The organism is Streptomyces sp. S.PB5, from assembly GCF_030403745.1.
In the GTDB taxonomy this organism is placed as follows: domain Bacteria; phylum Actinomycetota; class Actinomycetes; order Streptomycetales; family Streptomycetaceae; genus Streptomyces.
In genome coordinates this window covers 1-17,130 of record NZ_JAQMWP010000015.1, presented here as the reverse complement: position 1 = coordinate 17,130, position 17,130 = coordinate 1, and the positions used below count along the sequence as shown (strand labels likewise).

Annotated in this window: 15 protein-coding genes; 4 read left to right on the top strand and 11 right to left on the bottom strand. The window is 71.3% G+C overall.

The genetic code is table 11. From position 1 onward, the window contains the following. Window positions 1–120: 120 nt before the first annotated feature. Complete coding sequence (locus PH203_RS33505) at window positions 121–627, top strand: metallophosphoesterase (protein ID WP_289924972.1); 507 nt, start codon at window positions 121–123, stop codon at window positions 625–627. 329 nt (window positions 628–956) lie between these two features. On the opposite strand, the gene PH203_RS33500 is transcribed toward PH203_RS33505, so the two are convergent. Genes PH203_RS33500 through PH203_RS33470 form a run of 7 tightly spaced genes read right to left on the bottom strand, consistent with a single transcriptional unit; the run spans window position 957 to window position 8,456 of the window. Continuing rightward, window positions 957–1,556, bottom strand: coding sequence for an SRPBCC family protein (locus PH203_RS33500; protein WP_289924971.1), 600 nt, complete (start codon window positions 1,554–1,556; stop codon window positions 957–959). A gap of 11 nt (window positions 1,557–1,567) precedes the next feature. Beyond that, the gene (locus tag PH203_RS33495; RefSeq protein ID WP_289924970.1) at window positions 1,568–2,665 is read right to left on the bottom strand and encodes an XdhC/CoxI family protein; all 1,098 of its coding nucleotides are present in this window, start codon (window positions 2,663–2,665) and stop codon (window positions 1,568–1,570) included. Further along, window positions 2,658–3,845, bottom strand: coding sequence for a VWA domain-containing protein (locus tag PH203_RS33490; protein WP_289924969.1), 1,188 nt, complete (start codon window positions 3,843–3,845; stop codon window positions 2,658–2,660). Before PH203_RS33490 ends, PH203_RS33495 begins: the two co-directional genes overlap by 8 nt. After that, window positions 3,845–4,708 carry a MoxR family ATPase gene (locus PH203_RS33485; protein ID WP_289924968.1) on the bottom strand — a complete coding sequence of 288 codons (864 nt, stop codon included), beginning with the start codon at window positions 4,706–4,708 and terminating at the stop codon, window positions 3,845–3,847. The genes PH203_RS33490 and PH203_RS33485 overlap by 1 nt, the downstream gene beginning before the upstream one ends. Window positions 4,709–4,765: 57 nt before the next feature. Then, entirely contained in the window at window positions 4,766–5,620 is an 855-nt protein-coding gene (locus PH203_RS33480) for a xanthine dehydrogenase family protein subunit M (protein ID WP_289924967.1), read from the bottom strand. Further along, window positions 5,617–7,977 (bottom strand): molybdopterin cofactor-binding domain-containing protein, encoded by a 2,361-nt coding sequence (locus tag PH203_RS33475; RefSeq protein WP_289924965.1) that lies wholly within the window; start codon window positions 7,975–7,977, stop codon window positions 5,617–5,619. The genes PH203_RS33480 and PH203_RS33475 overlap by 4 nt, the downstream gene beginning before the upstream one ends. After that, complete coding sequence (locus PH203_RS33470) at window positions 7,974–8,456, bottom strand: (2Fe-2S)-binding protein (RefSeq protein ID WP_289924963.1); 483 nt, start codon at window positions 8,454–8,456, stop codon at window positions 7,974–7,976. Before PH203_RS33470 ends, PH203_RS33475 begins: the two co-directional genes overlap by 4 nt. 261 nt (window positions 8,457–8,717) lie before the next feature. On the opposite strand from PH203_RS33470, the gene PH203_RS33465 reads away from it, so the two are divergent. Together PH203_RS33465 and PH203_RS33460 are read left to right on the top strand one after the other, a co-directional pair. Beyond that, entirely contained in the window at window positions 8,718–10,682 is a 1,965-nt protein-coding gene (locus tag PH203_RS33465; RefSeq protein WP_289924962.1) for a TetM/TetW/TetO/TetS family tetracycline resistance ribosomal protection protein, read from the top strand. 93 nt (window positions 10,683–10,775) lie between these two features. Beyond that, the gene (locus PH203_RS33460) at window positions 10,776–12,626 is read left to right on the top strand and encodes a cellulase family glycosylhydrolase (RefSeq protein ID WP_289924961.1); all 1,851 of its coding nucleotides are present in this window, start codon (window positions 10,776–10,778) and stop codon (window positions 12,624–12,626) included. Between the two features lie 128 nt (window positions 12,627–12,754). On the opposite strand, the gene PH203_RS33455 is transcribed toward PH203_RS33460, so the two are convergent. Further along, a complete protein-coding gene (locus tag PH203_RS33455) occupies window positions 12,755–13,999 on the bottom strand; it encodes a YncE family protein (protein WP_289924959.1) in 1,245 nt (414 codons plus the stop codon). A 178-nt stretch (window positions 14,000–14,177) separates the two neighbouring features. Here PH203_RS33455 and PH203_RS33450 point away from each other — a divergent pair, with 178 nt between their 5' ends. Then, a complete protein-coding gene (locus tag PH203_RS33450; protein WP_289924957.1) occupies window positions 14,178–14,837 on the top strand; it encodes a TetR/AcrR family transcriptional regulator in 660 nt (219 codons plus the stop codon). A gap of 58 nt (window positions 14,838–14,895) precedes the next feature. Here PH203_RS33450 and PH203_RS33445 read toward each other — a convergent pair whose 3' ends face one another. The 3 genes from PH203_RS33445 to PH203_RS33435 all read right to left on the bottom strand — a co-directional run. Next, window positions 14,896–16,125 (bottom strand): glycosyltransferase, encoded by a 1,230-nt coding sequence (locus PH203_RS33445; protein ID WP_289925310.1) that lies wholly within the window; start codon window positions 16,123–16,125, stop codon window positions 14,896–14,898. Between the two features lie 182 nt (window positions 16,126–16,307). Further along, window positions 16,308–16,628: a hypothetical protein gene (locus PH203_RS33440; RefSeq protein WP_289924955.1), complete on the bottom strand. Its 321-nt coding sequence runs from the start codon at window positions 16,626–16,628 to the stop codon at window positions 16,308–16,310. Beyond that, on the bottom strand, window positions 16,625–17,130 hold a 506-nt coding region (locus tag PH203_RS33435), incomplete at its 5' end, for a cbb3-type cytochrome c oxidase subunit I (RefSeq protein WP_289924953.1). The genes PH203_RS33440 and PH203_RS33435, both read right to left, overlap by 4 nt.

Here is a 17,130-nt window from a genome sequence, read left to right as displayed (position 1 = left end):
ACGGTGCGGTGCTGGTGGCCAGATGCTAACCCGGCGGGATACGGATCTCGTTCGGAGCAGGGTGTGTATCGCATACCGATCAGGTGAACGTTGACGATCTCGCGCCGATAGTCTGACGGTGTGCGTCTGCTCCTCATCTCCGACACGCATCTGCCGAAGCGCGCGAAGCACCTGCCGGGCCCGCTGCTCGCCGAACTCCCGCGCGCCGACGTGGTGTTCCACGCCGGGGACTGGGTCGACACCGCCACCCTCGACCTGCTGGAGCGCCTCAGCAGCCGCCTGATCGGCGTGTACGGCAACAACGACGGGCCCGAACTGCGCGCCCGGCTCCCGGAGACCGCCTACGCCGAACTCGGCGGCCTGCGCTGGGGAGTGATCCACGAGACCGGCCCCGCACAGGGCCGTGAGACGCGCTGCGCGGCCCGGTTCCCGGACCTCGATGTCCTGGTCTTCGGCCACAGCCACATCCCCTGGGACACCACCGCCCCGAGCGGTCTGCGCCTGCTCAATCCGGGCTCTCCGACGGACCGGCGCCGTCAGCCGTACTGCACCTACATGACGGCGACCGTCGACGACGGCCGGCTCGGGGACGTACGGCTGCACGAGCTGCCGGCGCGGACCGGGTGACGGGACAAGGACCGGGCCGCTCCATGCTCAGGGAAGCGGCCCGGGCGCTGCGAGTGTGCGCTGTCACGGACCTCCTTCCGGCAGAGGTGCCCAAGAGGGCGCGCGGCCCTCTCTTGCGTTGTGCGCCGCCTACCCGACGCCGCGGGTCTCAACCCTCCGATTCGCCGGACGGCCGTGGGGGTGACCCCGCTGAGTTGGGCGGTGTGCCGACCGGCACCGGGCGGGTACGCCGTCTGCCCGTCGCCGGGTTCCCGCAAAGGGCGGACCTCCGCCTCGCCCCGGTTGCGCAGTCCGGCATGGACAACGCCCCCCTTCCGGCTCGGCGAGTGCTAGCGGTGCCGCCACCGCCGCACCCGTGTGAGCACGAGCGCCACGGCCACCAGGGCCGCCGCCGCGAGCGCCGCCCGCTTGGCCACCGGCATCCCCGCCGCACGGAACAGGTCGAGCGGCTCTTCCGCAGGGGCAGCCGGGGCCGTGTCCTCGGGCTTCTCGCCCAGTTGCGCCGCGAGGTTCCGGGCGAACTGGCCGATGATCCGGTCGCCCACCTCCGCCATCACCCCGCGCCCGAACTGTGCCGGACGCCCGGTCACCGTCAGGTCCGTGTGGACCGAGACCGCCGTGTCGCCGTCCCGTTCCACGAGTGTGCCGGTGACGGTGGCGCGGGCGGTGCCCTGGCCGCGGGTCTCGCGGCCGCTCGCGATGAGGACCACGCGGTGGGCGGAGTCGTCCTGCTCCTCGAAGACGGCGGTGCCCTTGTAGGTCACCGTGATCGGGCCGACCTTGACCTTCACCGAGCCGTTCACCGTCTTGCCGTCGTGGTCGGACACGGTCGCCCCCGGCATGCACGGCGCGACGCGCTCGATGTCGAGCAGCGCCCGCCAGGCCTCGTCGACCGGTACGGGCACGGTGAACTCGTGGTGCAGTTCCATGACTTCCTCCGTCAGTGGGGGTGGATGGCTCCTGCGGTCGCGGTCAGCGGCGCGCCCGTGCCGTGCCACCTCAGCGCGACGATCTCGGCGGCGACGGACACGGCCACCTCCTCCGGCGTACGGGCGCCGAGGTCGAGGCCGACGGGCGAGCGCAGCCGGGCCAGTTCACCGTCCGTGAGCCCGGCCTCGACCAGCCGCTTCATCCGGTCGTCGTGGGTGCGGCGGCTGCCCATCGCCCCGATGTACGCGGCGGGCCGGCGCAGCGCCTCCTCCAGCAACGGCACGTCGAACCTGGGGTCGTGGGTGAGGACGCAGATCACCGTGCGCTCGTCGGTGGCGGTGCCCCGGAGACAGCGGTGCGGCCAGTCCACGACCACCTCCACGCCCGGCGGGAAGCGCTTGGCGGTGGCGAAGACCGGGCGGGCGTCGCACACCGTCACCCGGTAGCCCAGGAAGTCACCGATCCGGGCGACCGCGGCCGCGTAGTCGATCGCGCCGAACACCAGCATCCTGGGCGGCGGAGCGAAGGAGTGCAGGAACACGGTGACCGCGTCCTCGCGGCGTTCGCCGTGCGGTCCGTAGTGGCGCAACCCCGTGGCACCCAGGGCGAGTTCGCCGCGCGCGTCGGCCGTGACCGCCACGTCCAGACCTTCCGTGCCGAGCGTGCCCGCGACACGGTCCGGCCAGACGGCGAGCGTGGCCCCGCGTGGCGCCGGACCGTCGGTCACCGTCGCCACGGTCACCGGGCGGCCCGCCGCCACCGACGCGGCGACCTCGCCGAAGGCCGGATCGGTCCCGGCGGTCACGGGCCGCACCAGCACGGTGATCTCGCCGCCGCAGGTCAGCCCGACCGCGAACGCGTCCTCGTCGCTGTACCCGAAGGTCTGCAACCGTGCCTCGCCGCTCGCCACCACCTCCTGCGCGAGCTCGAACACCGCGCCCTCCACACACCCGCCGGACACGCTCCCGACGACCTCGTCACCGGGCCCCACGGCCATCGCCGCCCCGGGATCCCGCGGCGCGCTGCGGCTCACCCCCACCACGGCCGCCAGCCCGAACGGCACACCCGCCGTGTACCAGGCGTTCAGCGCCGGGAGAATCTCACGCACGATCCGCTCCTCTCACGACCGCTGCCAGCCTCTCCAGCGCGGCCAGGCTGTGCCCCTCGACGAACACGTCCACACTCGGCAGCGCCGCCGCCATCCCCGCCGCCAGCGGCGCATAACCGGGGCGTGCCTTGCGCGGATTGGCCCAGATCACCCGGTGGGCCAGCCGCCGCAGCCGCCGCATCTGCCCCGCCAGCACCTCCGGATCCCCCCGCTCCCACCCGTCCGACAACACGACGACGACCGAGCCTCGCGCCATCCCGCGCTGCCCCCAGCGGTCCAGGAACGCGCGCAGCAGCTCCCCCAGCCGCGTACCCCCGCGCCAGTCCGGCACCGCCGCCGCGACCGCCCGCATCGCGAGGTCCGGATCGCGGTGGGAGAGCTCACGCGTCACCCGGGTCAGCCGCGTACCGATCGTGAACACCTCGGTGCGCGGCCCCCGCGCGGCCGCATGCGCGAACCGCAGCAGCGCATCGGCGTACGGCGCCATGGACCCGCTGACATCCACCAACAGCACGACCCGGCGCGGCCGTTCGGTACGTGCGTGCCGACGCGGTCGCGCGGGCTCGCCGCCCCGCCGCAGCATCTCCCGCACGGTCCGGTGCGCATCGACCTCCCCGCGCCGGGCGGGCCGCCGCCGGGCACTGCGCCGGGACTCGCCGTTCAGCGTGAACGCGGCGAGCAGACGCCGGAGTTGATCTCTCTCGGCGCCGGTGACGTCGGCGATGTCACGGTGACGCAGCACCTCGGCGGAACCGGCGAGGGAAGCGGCGGGCTCTCCGGGGTCGTCACCGGCGGACGCGGTACGAGACTCGGCGGCATCCCGGACGACGAGGCGCAACGGGGGCGGTGCGGGTACAGGGGTTGCATGCCCCGCCCGTTCACCCCTACCGAAGTACGCGGCGAACACCCGCTCATAGCGCTCCAGATCATCCCGGTCCCCGCACAGCGTCAGCCGCCCCGCCCAGTACACATCCGCCCGCAGTGCGGGCCCCAGTTCGTTCACGGCCCGCAGAAAGGCGTGCAGCCGGTCCGAGCCGGCGTCAACGCCCGCCAGACGCAGGGCGCGAGCAAAACCGACGAGCACAGCGACGCCGGGAAGGGGCGCGGGGCTGTGTCTGTCTGCGGCTTCGCTGCGGGGCGCGACCAGCCACGACGTACCCGCAGGCGACCAACAACCCATCACTGCACATCCATCGACGAACCCAGCACCACCCCGAAGTCCAACCCCCGGGCCCTTTCCACATCCTCCCGATACTTGAGCACCGCCCCCAACGTCGCCATCGCCAGCTCCGCGTCCACCTCGCTCGCCCCCAACGCGTCCAGCGCCTCGACCCAGTCGATCGTCTCGGCAACTCCCGGCGGCTTCAGCAACTCCCGCTCCCGCAACGCCTGTACCAGCGAGGTCACTTGTTCCGCCAGCCGCGCTGAGACCCCCGGCAACCGCCGCCGCACGATGGCAAGTTCGCGGGCGAAGCCCGGATGGTCGAACCAGTGGTAGAGACACCGCCGCTTCAGCGCGTCGTGCACCTCGCGGGTGCGGTTGGAGGTGAGCACGACCACGGGCGGGTCGGCGGCCCGCAGCGTGCCCAGCTCCGGAATCGTCACCGAGTACTCCGAGAGCAGCTCCAGCAGGAACGCCTCGAACTCGTCGTCGGCGCGGTCGATCTCGTCGACAAGCAGCACCGACGGCTGGGTCTGAAGCGCCCGCAGCAGTGGCCGGGCGACCAGGAAGCGCCGGTCGTACAGTTCGCTCTCCAGCCGGTCGGCGTCGGTGACCCCGGCGGCCTCGGCAGCGCGCAGGTGCAGCAGCTGGCGCGGGAAGTCCCAGTCGTACAGGGCCTGCGAGGCGTCGATGCCCTCGTGGCACTGGAGCCGGATCAGCGGGGCGCCGAGTGCTTCGGCGAGGGCGGACGCGAGCGCCGTCTTGCCGACGCCCGCGTCGCCCTCGCAGAAGATCGGCCGGGCCAGCCGGAGGGCCAGGAAGCAGGCGACGGCCAGCCCGTCGTCGACGAGGTACCCCGTCTCCTCCAGGCGGGCCCGCACCTGTTCCGGGTCGTCGAACGCGGCCTTGGGCAGGCCGTCGGACTCCGTGATCGCCGCTCACCCCATCCCGGCGGCGGCCAGCACCGCCCGCTTGGTGAGCACACGGGCCAGATGCTCCCGGTACTCCGGCGAGCCCGAGAGATCCTGCGCCGGCCGGGTCCCGACGGCCGCCGACTCCGCGGCCCGCCCCACGGCCTCCGCGTCCCCGGCATCGCTCAGGGCCTCCTCGGTGGCCGTGGCGCGCAGCGGGGTCGTGCCCATGTTGGCCAGGCCGACCCGCGCCTCGGCGATCCGCCCGTTGTCGCGGCGGACCAGCGCGGCCACCCCGACGATGGGCCAGGCCTGGGCGACCCGGTGGAACTTCTCGTAGTGGTACCCCCAGCCGTCGGTCTTCGGCACCCGCACCTCGACGAGCAACTCGTCTGCCTCCAGGGTGGTTTGGAGGTAGTCGACGAAGAACTGCCGGGCGGGGACCGTGCGCCGTCCGCGCGGTCCCTGCACGACCAGCTCGCCGTCGAGCGTCAGCACCACCGCGGGCAGATCGGCCGCCGGATCGGCGTGCGCGAGGGAACCGCCGAGGGTGCCCCGATGCCGTACGGCGGGATCCGCGACGGTCGCCGTCGCGGCGGCGAGGAGGCCCGCGTGCCGGCGTACCAGCGGATCGCGGATGACCTCGTGGTGCGTGGTCATCGCGCCGATGACGAGGGTGTCGCCGTCCTCGCGGATGCCGCGCAGCCCGGGGATCCGGCCGACGTCCACGATCACTTCGGGGAAGGCGAGGCGGAGCCTGAGCAGCGGCAGCAGGCTCTGTCCGCCGGCCAGCACCTTGGCGTCCTCGCCGGCCCCGGACAGCACGCGCACCGCCTCGTCGACATCGGCCGGACGGGCGTAGTCGAACACCGGGGGAATCATGCCGTGCCCTCCTCGATCGCTCGCCACACCCGCTCGGGGGTGCAGGGCATCCGTACGTCCGTCACGCCGAGCGGACGCAGGGCGTCGACGATCGCGTTGACGACGGCCGGGGTGGACGCGATCGTCCCGGCCTCGCCGACTCCCTTCACCCCCAGGGGATTCGTGGTCGACGGCGTCTCCGTGCGGTCCGTCACGAAGTCGGGCAGGTCGGCCGCCGACGGCACGAGGTAGTCGGCCATGGTGCCGGAGACGAGGTTGCCCTGGTCGTCGTAGACGGCCTCCTCGTACAGCGCCTGCGCGATGCCCTGCGCGAGCCCGCCGTGCACCTGCCCCTCGACGATCATCGGGTTGATGACCTTGCCGACGTCGTCGACGCAGACGTATGACCGGATCCGGGTCTGTCCGGTCTCGGTGTCGACCTCGACCGCGCACAGGTGGGTGCCGTGCGGGTAGGAGAAGGTGTCCGGGTCGGTGACGTGGCCGGCGTTGATGGTGGGTTCCATGCCGTCGGGCAGGTCGTGCGAGGAGAACGTCTCGAAGGCGAGCTCCTGGATGGTCCTGCGGGCGTCGGGAGAGCCCTTGACGGAGAAGACGCCGCCCGTGAACTCCAGGTCCTGCTCGCTCGCTTCGAGCAGATGCGCGGCGACCTTCCGGGCCTTGTCGACCACTTTCTGCGCCGCGTGGTGAACGGCGGTGCCGCCCACGACGAGGGAGCGCGAGCCGTAGGTGTCCATGCCCTGCGGCGCCGCCCTGGTGTCCCCGTGGACCACCTGGACGTCCTCGAACGGCACGCCCAGCACATCGGCCGCGATCTGGCTCCAGCAGGTCACATGACCCTGGCCGTGCGGGCTGGTCCCGGTGACCACCTCGACCTTGCCGGTGGGCAGCACCCGGATGCTCGCCGCCTCCCAGCCGCCGGCCGCGTACCTGAGGTCCCGCAGCACCCGGCTCGGTGCGAGCCCGCACATCTCGGTGTACGTCGACACCCCGATGCCGAGCCGTACGGAGTCTCCCCGGCGATTGCGGTCGGCCTGCTCGGCGCGGAGCTTGTCGTAGTCGAAGAGGGCGAGCGCCTTCTCGGTCGCGGCCTCGTAGTTGCCGCTGTCGTAGGTGAGGCCCGCGATCGTCGTGTACGGGAACTCCTCGTGCCCGATCCAGTTCCGGCGCCGCAACTCCACCGGATCCAGGCCGAGTTCGGCGGCCAGCTCGTCCATGATCCGCTCGATGGCGTACGTCGCCTCCGGGCGTCCGGCGCCCCGGTAGGCGTCGGTGGGGGTCCTGGTGGTGAAGACGCCGGTGACGCCGAGCTCGTAGGAGTCCATCTTGTAGATCCCCGGGTACATGAACGCGCCCAGGATCGGGATGCCGGGGGTGACGAGCATCAGGTAGGCGCCCATGTCGACCAGCAGGTCCGCCTTGAGGCCCAGCAGTCTGCCGTCGCGGTCCGCGGCGATCTCGATGTCCTGGATCATGCCGCGGCCGTGATGGGTGGCCAGATAGCCCTCGGAGCGGGACTCGGTCCACTTGACCGGGCGGCCGAGGCGGCGCGCGACGGCGAGCGTGATGGCCTCCTCGCCGTACACCTGGAGCTTGGAGCCGAAGCCGCCGCCCACGTCCGGGGCGATCACCCGCAGCTTGTGCTCGGGGACCCCGGTGACCACGGCCAGCATGATCCGCAGGATGTGCGGGATCTGGGTGGAGGAGTACAGGGTGTACTCGCCGGAGGCGGCGAGCGGGGTGACGACGACCCCGCGCGGTTCCATCGCGTTGGGGATCAGCCGCTGGTGGACGTAACGCCGTTTGACGGTCACCTCGGCGCGTTCGCGCACGGCGTCGAAGGGCTCGCCGGTCCTGAGCGGCCAGAGGTAACTGCGGTTGGTGCCCTTGTCGGAGTGGACCAGCGGCGCGTCCTCGGCGAGGGCGGCCTCCAGGTCAAGGACCGGGGGCAGGGGCGTGTAGTCGACCTCGATCGCTTCGAGCGCGTCGGCGGCCGCGTAACGGTCGCGGGCCACGACCACCGCCACCGGGTCACCCGCGTACCGGACCTCGTCGACGGCGATCGGCGGATGGTCGGGCAGCACGATGTCCTCGGTCACCGGCCAGGCACAGGGCAGCGATCCCATCCCCTCCGCGAGGTCGCCGCCGCTGAACGCCGCGATCACGCCGGGCCGTTCGAGCGCGGGGGCGACGTCGACGCGGTCGATGCGGGCGTGCGCCATGGGGCTGCGCAGGATCGCGAGATGCAGCAGCCCGCCCACGTCGATGTTGTCGGTCCAGTTGGTCTGCCCGGTCAGGAGCCGGGCGTCCTCCTTGCGCGGGCGGGAGCGGCCGACCTCGCGCTCTACGGTGTCGCTCATGTCCGCACCTCCTGTGCCGAGGAGGCTTCGGAGGCGTCCAGGACCGCGCGCACGATGTTCTGGTAACCCGTGCAGCGGCACAGATTGCCCTCCAGGGCGTGCCGCACCTCGTCCGACGTGGGGTGAGGGTTGTCCCGCAGCAGATCCCGCGCCGCCATGATCATGCCCGGCGTGCAGTAGCCGCACTGGAGCGCGTGCCGCTCGTGGAAGGCCCGCTGCAGTCCCGTCAGCTCCCCGTTCCCGGAGAGCCCCTGCACGGTGGTCACTTCGCTCCCGTCCGCCTGGACGGCGAGGACCGAGCAGCTCTTGACGCTGACACCGTCCAGGTCGACCGTGCAGGCCCCGCAGTTGGAGGTGTCGCAGCCCACGGGGGTGCCGGTCAGGCCGAGCCGGTCACGCAGGTAGTGGATCAGCAGCAGACGGGGTTCGACCTCGTCCTGGTAGTCCGTGCCGTCCACCTTCACCGAGATACGGGTCATGTGCCCTCCCAGGGAACCGTGCGAGGGGTTGGCGGGGGAAATCAGCCACCTGACGTGATGGGCGTCACTCTAGGACCGGCCCGGGAAGGGGGCGAGGGCTGGGACGTGGCTTTGTCGAGCGTTAATTCGTTGGCCTCCGGTGCGCGGATCTGCTGGACTGCGAGAGACCGGTCGGCGATCAACGAAGGAGCGCAGTAATGCGGGGAGCACGCATGTCCACCCAGGAAGGAATCACCCCCTCTTCTAAGGACATGACGCTTCGTGCACTTGCTCAACCTCGGGATTCTCGCCCATGTAGACGCAGGTAAGACCAGCCTCACCGAGCGGCTTCTGCACTCCGCCGGGGTCATCGACGAGATCGGCAGCGTCGACGCCGGCAACACGCAGACCGATTCCCTCGCGCTGGAGCGGCAGCGCGGTATCACCATCAAGTCCGCCGTCGTCTCCTTCGCGGTCGACGACATCACCGTCAACCTCATCGACACCCCGGGCCACCCGGATTTCATCGCCGAGGTGGAGCGGGTCCTCGGTGTGCTCGACGGCGCGGTGCTCGTCGTCTCCGCCGTCGAGGGCGTCCAGGCGCAGACCCGCGTCCTGATGCGCACGCTCCAGCGGCTGCGGATCCCCACGCTGGTCTTCGTCAACAAGATCGACCGGCGCGGGGCGCGGTACGACGGTGTCCTGCGCGCGCTCTCCGAGCGGCTGACGCCCGCGGTCGTCCCGATGGGGCGGGCCGTCGGACTCGGCACCCGACAGGCGGCGTTCGTGCCGGGTCCGGTGCCCGCCGACGTCCTGGCCGACCAGGACGACGACCTGCTGGCCGCCTACGTGGACGGCACCCTCACCCAGGACCGGGTGCGGGCCGCCCTCGCCGACCGGACCCGGCAGGCCCTCGTCCACCCGGTGTTCTTCGGCTCCGCGGCGACCGGTGCGGGGGTGCCCGAACTGATCGCCGGGATCAAGGAGTTGCTGCCTCCGGCCGACGGTGATCCCGACGGACCGGTCTCCGGGACCGTCTTCAAGGTCGAGCGCGGACCGGCGGGGGAGAAGGTGGCCTACGCGCGGATGTTCTCCGGGACCCTGCGCACCCGCGACCACGTCCTCTTCGGCGAGGCGCGGGAGGAGGGCCGGGTCACCGCGGTCAGCGTCTTCGACCACGGGACGGACGTCCGCGAGGACGCGGTCCCGGCGGGCCGGATCGCCAGGCTCTGGGGTCTCACCGGCATCCGTATCGGCGACGCCGTCGGCGAACCCCGCAAGACCCACGGCCACTTCTTCGCCCCGCCCACCCTGGAGACGGTGGTCGTGCCGGGCCCGGGCACGGACCGCCGGGCCCTGCACCTCGCGCTCACCCAGCTCGCCGAACAGGACCCGCTGATCGGACTGCGCCACGACGAGGTACGGCAGGAGACCTCCGTCTCCCTCTACGGGGAGGTCCAGAAGGAGGTCATCCAGGCCACTCTGGCCGAGGAGTCCGGCCTCTGTGTCGGCTTCCGGGAGACCACGCCGCTGTGCATCGAACGGCCCGCCGGGACGGGGGCGGCGGCCGAGTTCATCAAGAAGGACGCCAATCCGTTCCTCGCGACGGTCGGCCTGCGCGTCGACCCCGCGCCGCCCGGCTCGGGGATCGACTTCCGCCTCGAGGTGGAGCTCGGCGCCATGCCGTACGCCTTCTTCAAGGCCGTCGAGGACACCGTCCGCGAGACCCTCGGCCAGGGCCTGAACGGCTGGCAGGTCACCGACTGCACGGTCACCATGACCCACTCCGGCTACTGGCCCCGCCAGAGCCATGCCCACCAGGGCTTCGACAAGAGCATGTCCACCACCGGAGCGGACTTCCGGGGCCTGACCCCGCTGGTGCTGACCGAGGCGCTGCGCAGGGCGGGCACCCAGGTGTACGAGCCGATGCACCGCTTCCGCATCGAGGCTCCGGCGGACACGCTCGGCGCGCTGCTTCCGGTGCTGGCGGCGCTCCAGGCCGTTCCGCAGACCACGGAGACGCGCGGGGACCGCTGCGTACTTCAGGGCGCGGTGCCGGCCGCCCGGGTGCACGCCCTGGAGCAGCGGCTGCCCGGACTCACCCGGGGTGAGGGCGAGTCGGAGACCGGCTTCGACCACTACGCGCCGGTCCTGCGGGGCGCGGTGCCGGTGCGTCCGCGCACCGACCACAACCCGCTGAACCGCAAGGAGTACCTGTTGAACGTGACGAGGAGAGTGGGGAGTTGAGGTGGCCGATAAGGAACATGCCCGGAAAACCTGAGACTTACTCATAAGTCAGAAGTGTTGACGGTGTCCGGAAATCACCGGACTGTAGTGGACATGCCGAATATCCGGGCACGTCTGCTGACTGTTCTGATCGTCCTCTTCGGGTCCCTGACGGTGGCGGGAGCCGGTCCCGCCACCGCCGTCGCCCCCGACTCCCTCTGGTTCGACGGCACGGCGCTCACCGTGTCGAACGGCCGCTTCGTCGACGGCCAAGGCCGCGAGGTCGTCCTGCGCGGCTACAACGTCTCCGGGGAGACCAAGCTCGACGAGAACCACGGACTCCCGTTCGCCTCGGTCGCCGACGCCAGGAAGTCGGCGACCGCGCTCAGAGCCCTCGGCGGCGGCAACTCCGTCCGCTTCCTGCTGTCCTGGGCGTACGCCGAGCCGGTGCGCGGCCAGGTGGACACGGCCTACCTGGCCGCCGCGACCGCACAGATGGGCGCCTTCCTGGACGCGGGCATCCGCGTCTACCCCGACTTCCACCAGGACCTGTACTCCCGCCACCTCTTCGACCCGGACAGCTGGTACACGGGTGACGGCGCCCCGAAGTGGGCGGTGGACCTCGGCAACTACCCGGACGAGTCCTGCGGGATCTGCTTCCTGTGGGGCCAGAACATCACGCAGAACGGCGCGGTGAAGGCCGCCCAGCACGACTTCTGGCACAACGCCCACGGCCTCCAGGACTCCTTCCTCACCACGGCCCAGAAGACCATGGCGTACATCAAGCAGAACCTCACCACCGAGCAGTTCACGGGCGTCCTCGGCTTCGACCCCTACAACGAGCCCTACGCCGGCAGCTATGACTCGGGCCAGGCCAGCCGCACCTGGGAACGCGACCTGCTGTGGCCGTTCTATGTGAAGTTCCGGGCCCGGATGGACGCGGCCGGCTGGACGGACAAGCCCGCCCTCGTCGAGCCGAACCTCTTCTGGAACGGCAACGTCAGCAAGGAGGAGGGCGGCCTCCTCGACGCGGGGAGCATCGGCTCCCGCTATGTCTTCAACACCCACTTCTACGACCAGAAGGCCATCTCCGGCATCCTCATGTGGGGCAACGCCGCGGACGGCCAGTACACGACCGACTTCGCCACGGTCCGCGACCGGGCCGCGGCGCTCGGCACCACGGCCGTCGTCAGCGAGTTCGGCCATCCGCTGAACGGCTCCACCGCCGGCAAGGCCCCGACCGTCCTCAAGGCGATGTACCAGGCCCTGGACTCCCGGGTGAAGGGCGCCAACTGGTGGTCGGCGCCCGCCGGTTCGGGGCCGGTCCTGTCCGGCTCGCAGTGGCAGTGGGACATCTACCACGGCCGCCACCACGAGCTGATGAACGGCAACCCCGACAAGGTGCAGACCGGCGGCGACGCCTGGAACGACGAGGACCTGTCCGCCGTACGCCTGGACGACTCGGGCACGCCGGTGCTGCGTCAGGACGCACGTCTGCTCGACCGGATCTACCCGAGCGCCACGTCCGGCTCCACGCTCGCCTTCACCTACGAGGACCGCTCCCGGGACGGCTCCACGACCCTGACCTGGAACCCGGTCCCGAGCAGCCTGCCCAACGTGTCCTCGCTGGTCGGCTCCGGTCAGTACGCGCTGCTGGTGTGGCGTTCCGGCAGCGGCTCGGCACCGACCGACCTGCACCTCCCGGCGTCCTTCCCCAACGCCTCCACCGCCGTGGTCTCCGACCTCGGCACGGCGTACGCCCCTCCGGCGTACACCTCGACGACCCCGATCGGCACGGCGGCCGAGCCGGGCGGCACGGGCAGCCGGCGCCTCCTGCTCACCGACTCCGACTCCGGTGTCCTGCACTACGCGCTGGTCACCAGCAGGGCCACCGCGCCCTCGGCCACCGTGCTGAACGCCGCCCGCTCCGAACTGGCGGCATGGACGGCGTCGAAGTTCAGCTGACCGGGCCCGGAACGGACTGATCCGTGCGGCCCCTTCCGGACGCGAACGGCCGAGGCGCTCATCGGCGCCTCGGCCGTGTCGTGCGGCAGCGGGTGAGGAAGACGATCGGGCAGCGGGCGGGACGGGGGTCAGGAGGCCGGGCTCGTCCAGTTCGCCGCGACATGGCCGAGGCGCACCCGCTGGGGGTGGTCGCCGACCGGCACGGACACAGTCTTTTGGCCGGTGGCGAAGTCGATGGCCGTCACCTGGTCAGTGCCGCTCTCGGACACCACGCAGAGCTTGCCGTCGCCGCTGACCGTCGCCCAGTAGGGCTTGGAGGCGGTGATGAGCGGGCCCTCCTGGAGCGTCGCGCGGTTCACGACGGTCGCGTAGTCGTCCATGGTCCCGGCGACACAGAGCTTGCTGCCGTCGGGGCTCACCGAGAGGCCGTGGTGGCGGGAGTCGTTGACGAAGGTGGTGCGGTCGTCGCTGGTCGCCGGGTTCTTCGGGAGGGTCTTGGTACGGGTGATCCGGTCCGTGGCCAGGTCGTACTCGAAGAAGCCGTTGAAGAACGACACCTGGAAGTACAGCTTGGACTCGTCCGGGGTGAACACGGCGGGGCGGACCGCGTCGGAGTGGTCCGTGAGGCCGATCGCGTTGAGCTTCTCCCGCATGTCGATGGTCCTGACCTGCTGGTACGTCGTCGCGTCCACGACCGTGATGTGCCGGTCGCCCTTCGTCCAGTCCAGCCACGGGGCGTCGGTGGCGGTGTTCACGTCGCCGATCGACATGTTGTAGATGTACTTGCCGTCCTTGGTGAAGATGTTCTCGTGCGGCTTGTCGCCGGTGGTGAACTTGCCGAGCTGCTTGCCGGTGCCGATGTCCAGCACGTGCACGGTGTTCGAGATCGAGGCGGAGACCGCCACCCGGGTGCCGTCGGGGGAGACCGCCATGTGGTCCGAGCGGTAACCCGACACGGGGAAGCGCCAGTTGATGGCGCCGGTGGCCAGGTCGATCGACACGACGTCGGCGAAACTCGGCCGGGAGACCACCACCGACGCGCCGTCCGGCGTGGTGTACATGTCGTCGACGAACTGGTCGTGGCCCTCGCCGACGCCGTTGCGGATCGCCATGAAGTAGATCCACTTGATGGGATCGGCGTTGATCTCGGCGATCCGCGCGTCCTTGTCGGGGATGACGTTGATCCGGCCGATCTTCGCCAGGTCACCGGTCGACTTCAGGACGTCGGCCGTGCCCTCCCAGTTGTTGCCGACGAACAGCACCTCGCGCAGGGCGGCGGCGTCCGCGGCGGAGGCGGCGGTCGCCGGGGCGGTGACGGTCAGGACGACGGCGGCGGCCAGGGAACAAAGGTGCCGGGGTCTGAACGCAGGCATGGCGGCTCTCTCCTCTGCGTGGGGCTCATGAGTAGGACATGCCAAGGCGACGGTGGTGAATGTGAACACCGTCGCTTTCAGATTGAACTTACTGAAAAGTAAGGAAGGGGTGCCCTTCTCCACAAGACTGCGTACACGACAAAATTGGCGGGTCAGTGGACGATCGACGGAGGTGACCGTGGCGGGCAGGCTCAAGGCGCCGACCGGCCGCTACGGCGGCAAGACCGCCGAAGAACGACAGGCGGAACGGCGCCGGCGTTTCCTGGACGCCGCGCTCCAGCTGTTCGGCGACACCCCGGGCTACCGCAACACGACGGTCGCCGCGCTGAGCGAGGCCGCGGGCCTGTCGACCCGGCAGTTCTACGAGGAGTTCCGCACCCTGGAGGACGTCCTGGCCGCGCTCCATCTCCAGGTCAACGACTGGGCCGAGCAGGCGGTCGTGGCGGCGGTGGCCCACGCGGACGCGCTCCCGCTCGCCGACCGGGCGTCCGCGATCTTCCGCGCCTACGCGGCCGACGTCACCTCCGACCCGCGCCGTATCCGCATCACCTTCGTCGAGATCATCGGGGTCAGTCCGCGGCTGGAGGAGCAGCGTCTGGCCCGTCGTGCCCGGTGGATCAATCTGGTGTGCGCCGAGGCGGACGCGGCCGTCGCCCGTGGGGAGGCCGCGCCGAGGGACTACCGGCTTCCGGCGGCGGCGTTCATCGGCGCGGTGAACGGGCTGCTGCACGACTGGAGTGCGGGGTGGGTGGACGCCTCGCTGGAGGAGGCGGTGGAGGAGCTGGTGCGGCAGTTGCTTTCTATTTTGCGGCCGGTCGGGTGGGGGGCCGAGGGGTAGAGCCGCAGGGGGCTGTGGGGCTGTGGGGTTGGTGCGGCGTCGTTGGGGCGTTCTGCGCTCAGCGTGTCAGTCTGTTCACCGCGTCCACCACCGGGCCGACCCCGTCCTCTTCGCGAATCCGCGCCCCCAGTGCCCGCGCCCGCTCCCGGTACCCCGGTTCACGCGTGACCCGTACCAGCGCCGACGCCAGCGCGTCCGTGTCCAGGCGTCGCAGCGGTACCGCGCACGATGCCACGCCCAGCCGGACCAGCCGTGCCGACCAGAAGCCCGCGTCGAACTGGACCGGTACCGGCACCGCGGGCACCCCGGCGCGCAGGCCCGCGGCGGTCGTGCCGGCGCCCGCGTGGTGGACGACGGCCGCCATGTGCGGGAAGAGCGCGCAGTGGGCGACCTCGCCGACGGTCAGCATGTCGTCGCCGTCGGCCGCGAGGCCGCTCCACCCCTGCTGGATCACCCCGCGCAGCCCGGCCCGGCGCAGCGCGCGCACGATGTCGGCGCTGAGGCGCTCGGGGTCCGGGACGGTCGCACTGCCCAGACCGACGAAGACCGGGGGAGGGCCGGCGTCGAGGAAGTCCCGCAGTTCGGCGGGGAGTTCGGTGGTGACGTCGTACGGCCACCAGTAGCCGGTCACGTCGAGTCCCGCCCGCCAGTCGCGCGGCCGGGGCACCACCAGCGGGCTGAAGCCGTGGTGCACCGGCCATCTCTGCCGTTCGCGGGCCCGAAGCGCCGCGATCGTGCGCACGCGGGGAAGGCCGAGGCTGCTGCGCATCGTGGGGACGGTCGCGGAGAAGACCTGTTCGACGGCGAGCCCCACGCCGTGGCCCGCGGCGCGGTTGCCGAGCGCCCCCCAGGAGCGGCCGCCGAGCATGGGGGCACCGAACTCCCTCGTCGGGGCGAGGGGTTGGAGATAGACACCCATGCTCGGCAGGGACAGGCCCTCGGCGACGGCGTGCCCCAGGGGTGCCAGCGAGCCGGAGAGCAGCAGCACGTCGCTCCCGCGGGCGGCCGCCAGGACGTCGGCCGCCATCTCCTGGGCCAGGGTCCGCGCCATGGTGACCACCCGCAGCAGCTTTCCGGCGCCGGTCCTGCTGTCGTGCAGTGCCTGTCCGCGCGAGGACTCCAACTCGGCCCGGGGATCCAGCGGCAGGGGGTGGAAGCCGATCCCCGACCCCGCGACGAGTGGTTCGAAGGGGGCGTGGGTGACCAGGGTGACCTCGTGCCCGGCCCGCACGAGGCCATGTCCGAGTCCGGTGAAGGGGGCGACATCGCCCCGGGATCCCGCCGTCATGATCGCTACCCGCACGCCCGTCAGTATGGCGGGAGGGCCGGGCCCACCGGGCGAACGACCCGTGGGAATCGGCTGGTTCACGCCTGCCGCGTCCGTTGACTGCCTTTGCGCCGCCGTCATCGACCACGAGGTCATCAAGCAGCAACGGCCAGAACCACAGAATTGGGCCCGGAGTTGGTCCGCTAGCGGGCCGGACACAGGACGACGACAACGCTGAGGGCTACGGCGCCGCCGAGCAGCCAGCCGGCCAGCAGCCGTCGCCGCAGCCCGCGGTAGGCGGCCTCGTACTCGTCCCGCAGCCTTCCGGCACGCGCCGCCGTGCGCTGCCAGGAGCTGCGGGCGAGGGTGAGGTACTCCGCCTCGAACCGGCGCTCCACCTCCGCCCGTTGGGCGTCCGTGAGCCAGCCGAGCGGCGCGGTGAAGCGCTCGGCGGCCGTACGGCCCTCCTCGCGGGTGGCGGCGAGCAGCAGATGACCCTCGATGTCGTTGAGGAACCGGCTCACAGCGTCGTCAACCCCCTCTCCGGTACGTCGGCGTGGTGCAGGTCGAACGCCGGGGATTCGCTGCGGATCCGCGGCAGGGTGAGGAAGTTGTGCCGCGGTGGCGGGCAGGACGTCGCCCACTCCAGGGAACGGCCGTAGCCCCACGGGTCGTCGACCTCGATCTTCTTGCCGTACTTGGCCGTCTTCCACACGTTGTAGAAGAACGGCAGGAGCGACAGGCCGAGGACGAAGGAGAAGACGCTGGACAGGGTGTTGAGCGGTGTGAGCCCCTCCACGGCCAGATAGTCCGGGATCCGGCGCTGCATACCGTTCACACCCAGCCAGTGCTGGACCAGGAACGTGCCGTGGAAGCCGATGAACAGCGTGCAGAAGGTGATCTTGCCGAGGCGCTCGTCGAGCATCCTGCCCGTGAACTTCGGCCACCAGAAGTGGAAGCCGGAGAACATCGCGAAGACGACGGTGCCGAACACCACGTAGTGGAAGTGCGCCACCACGAAGTAGG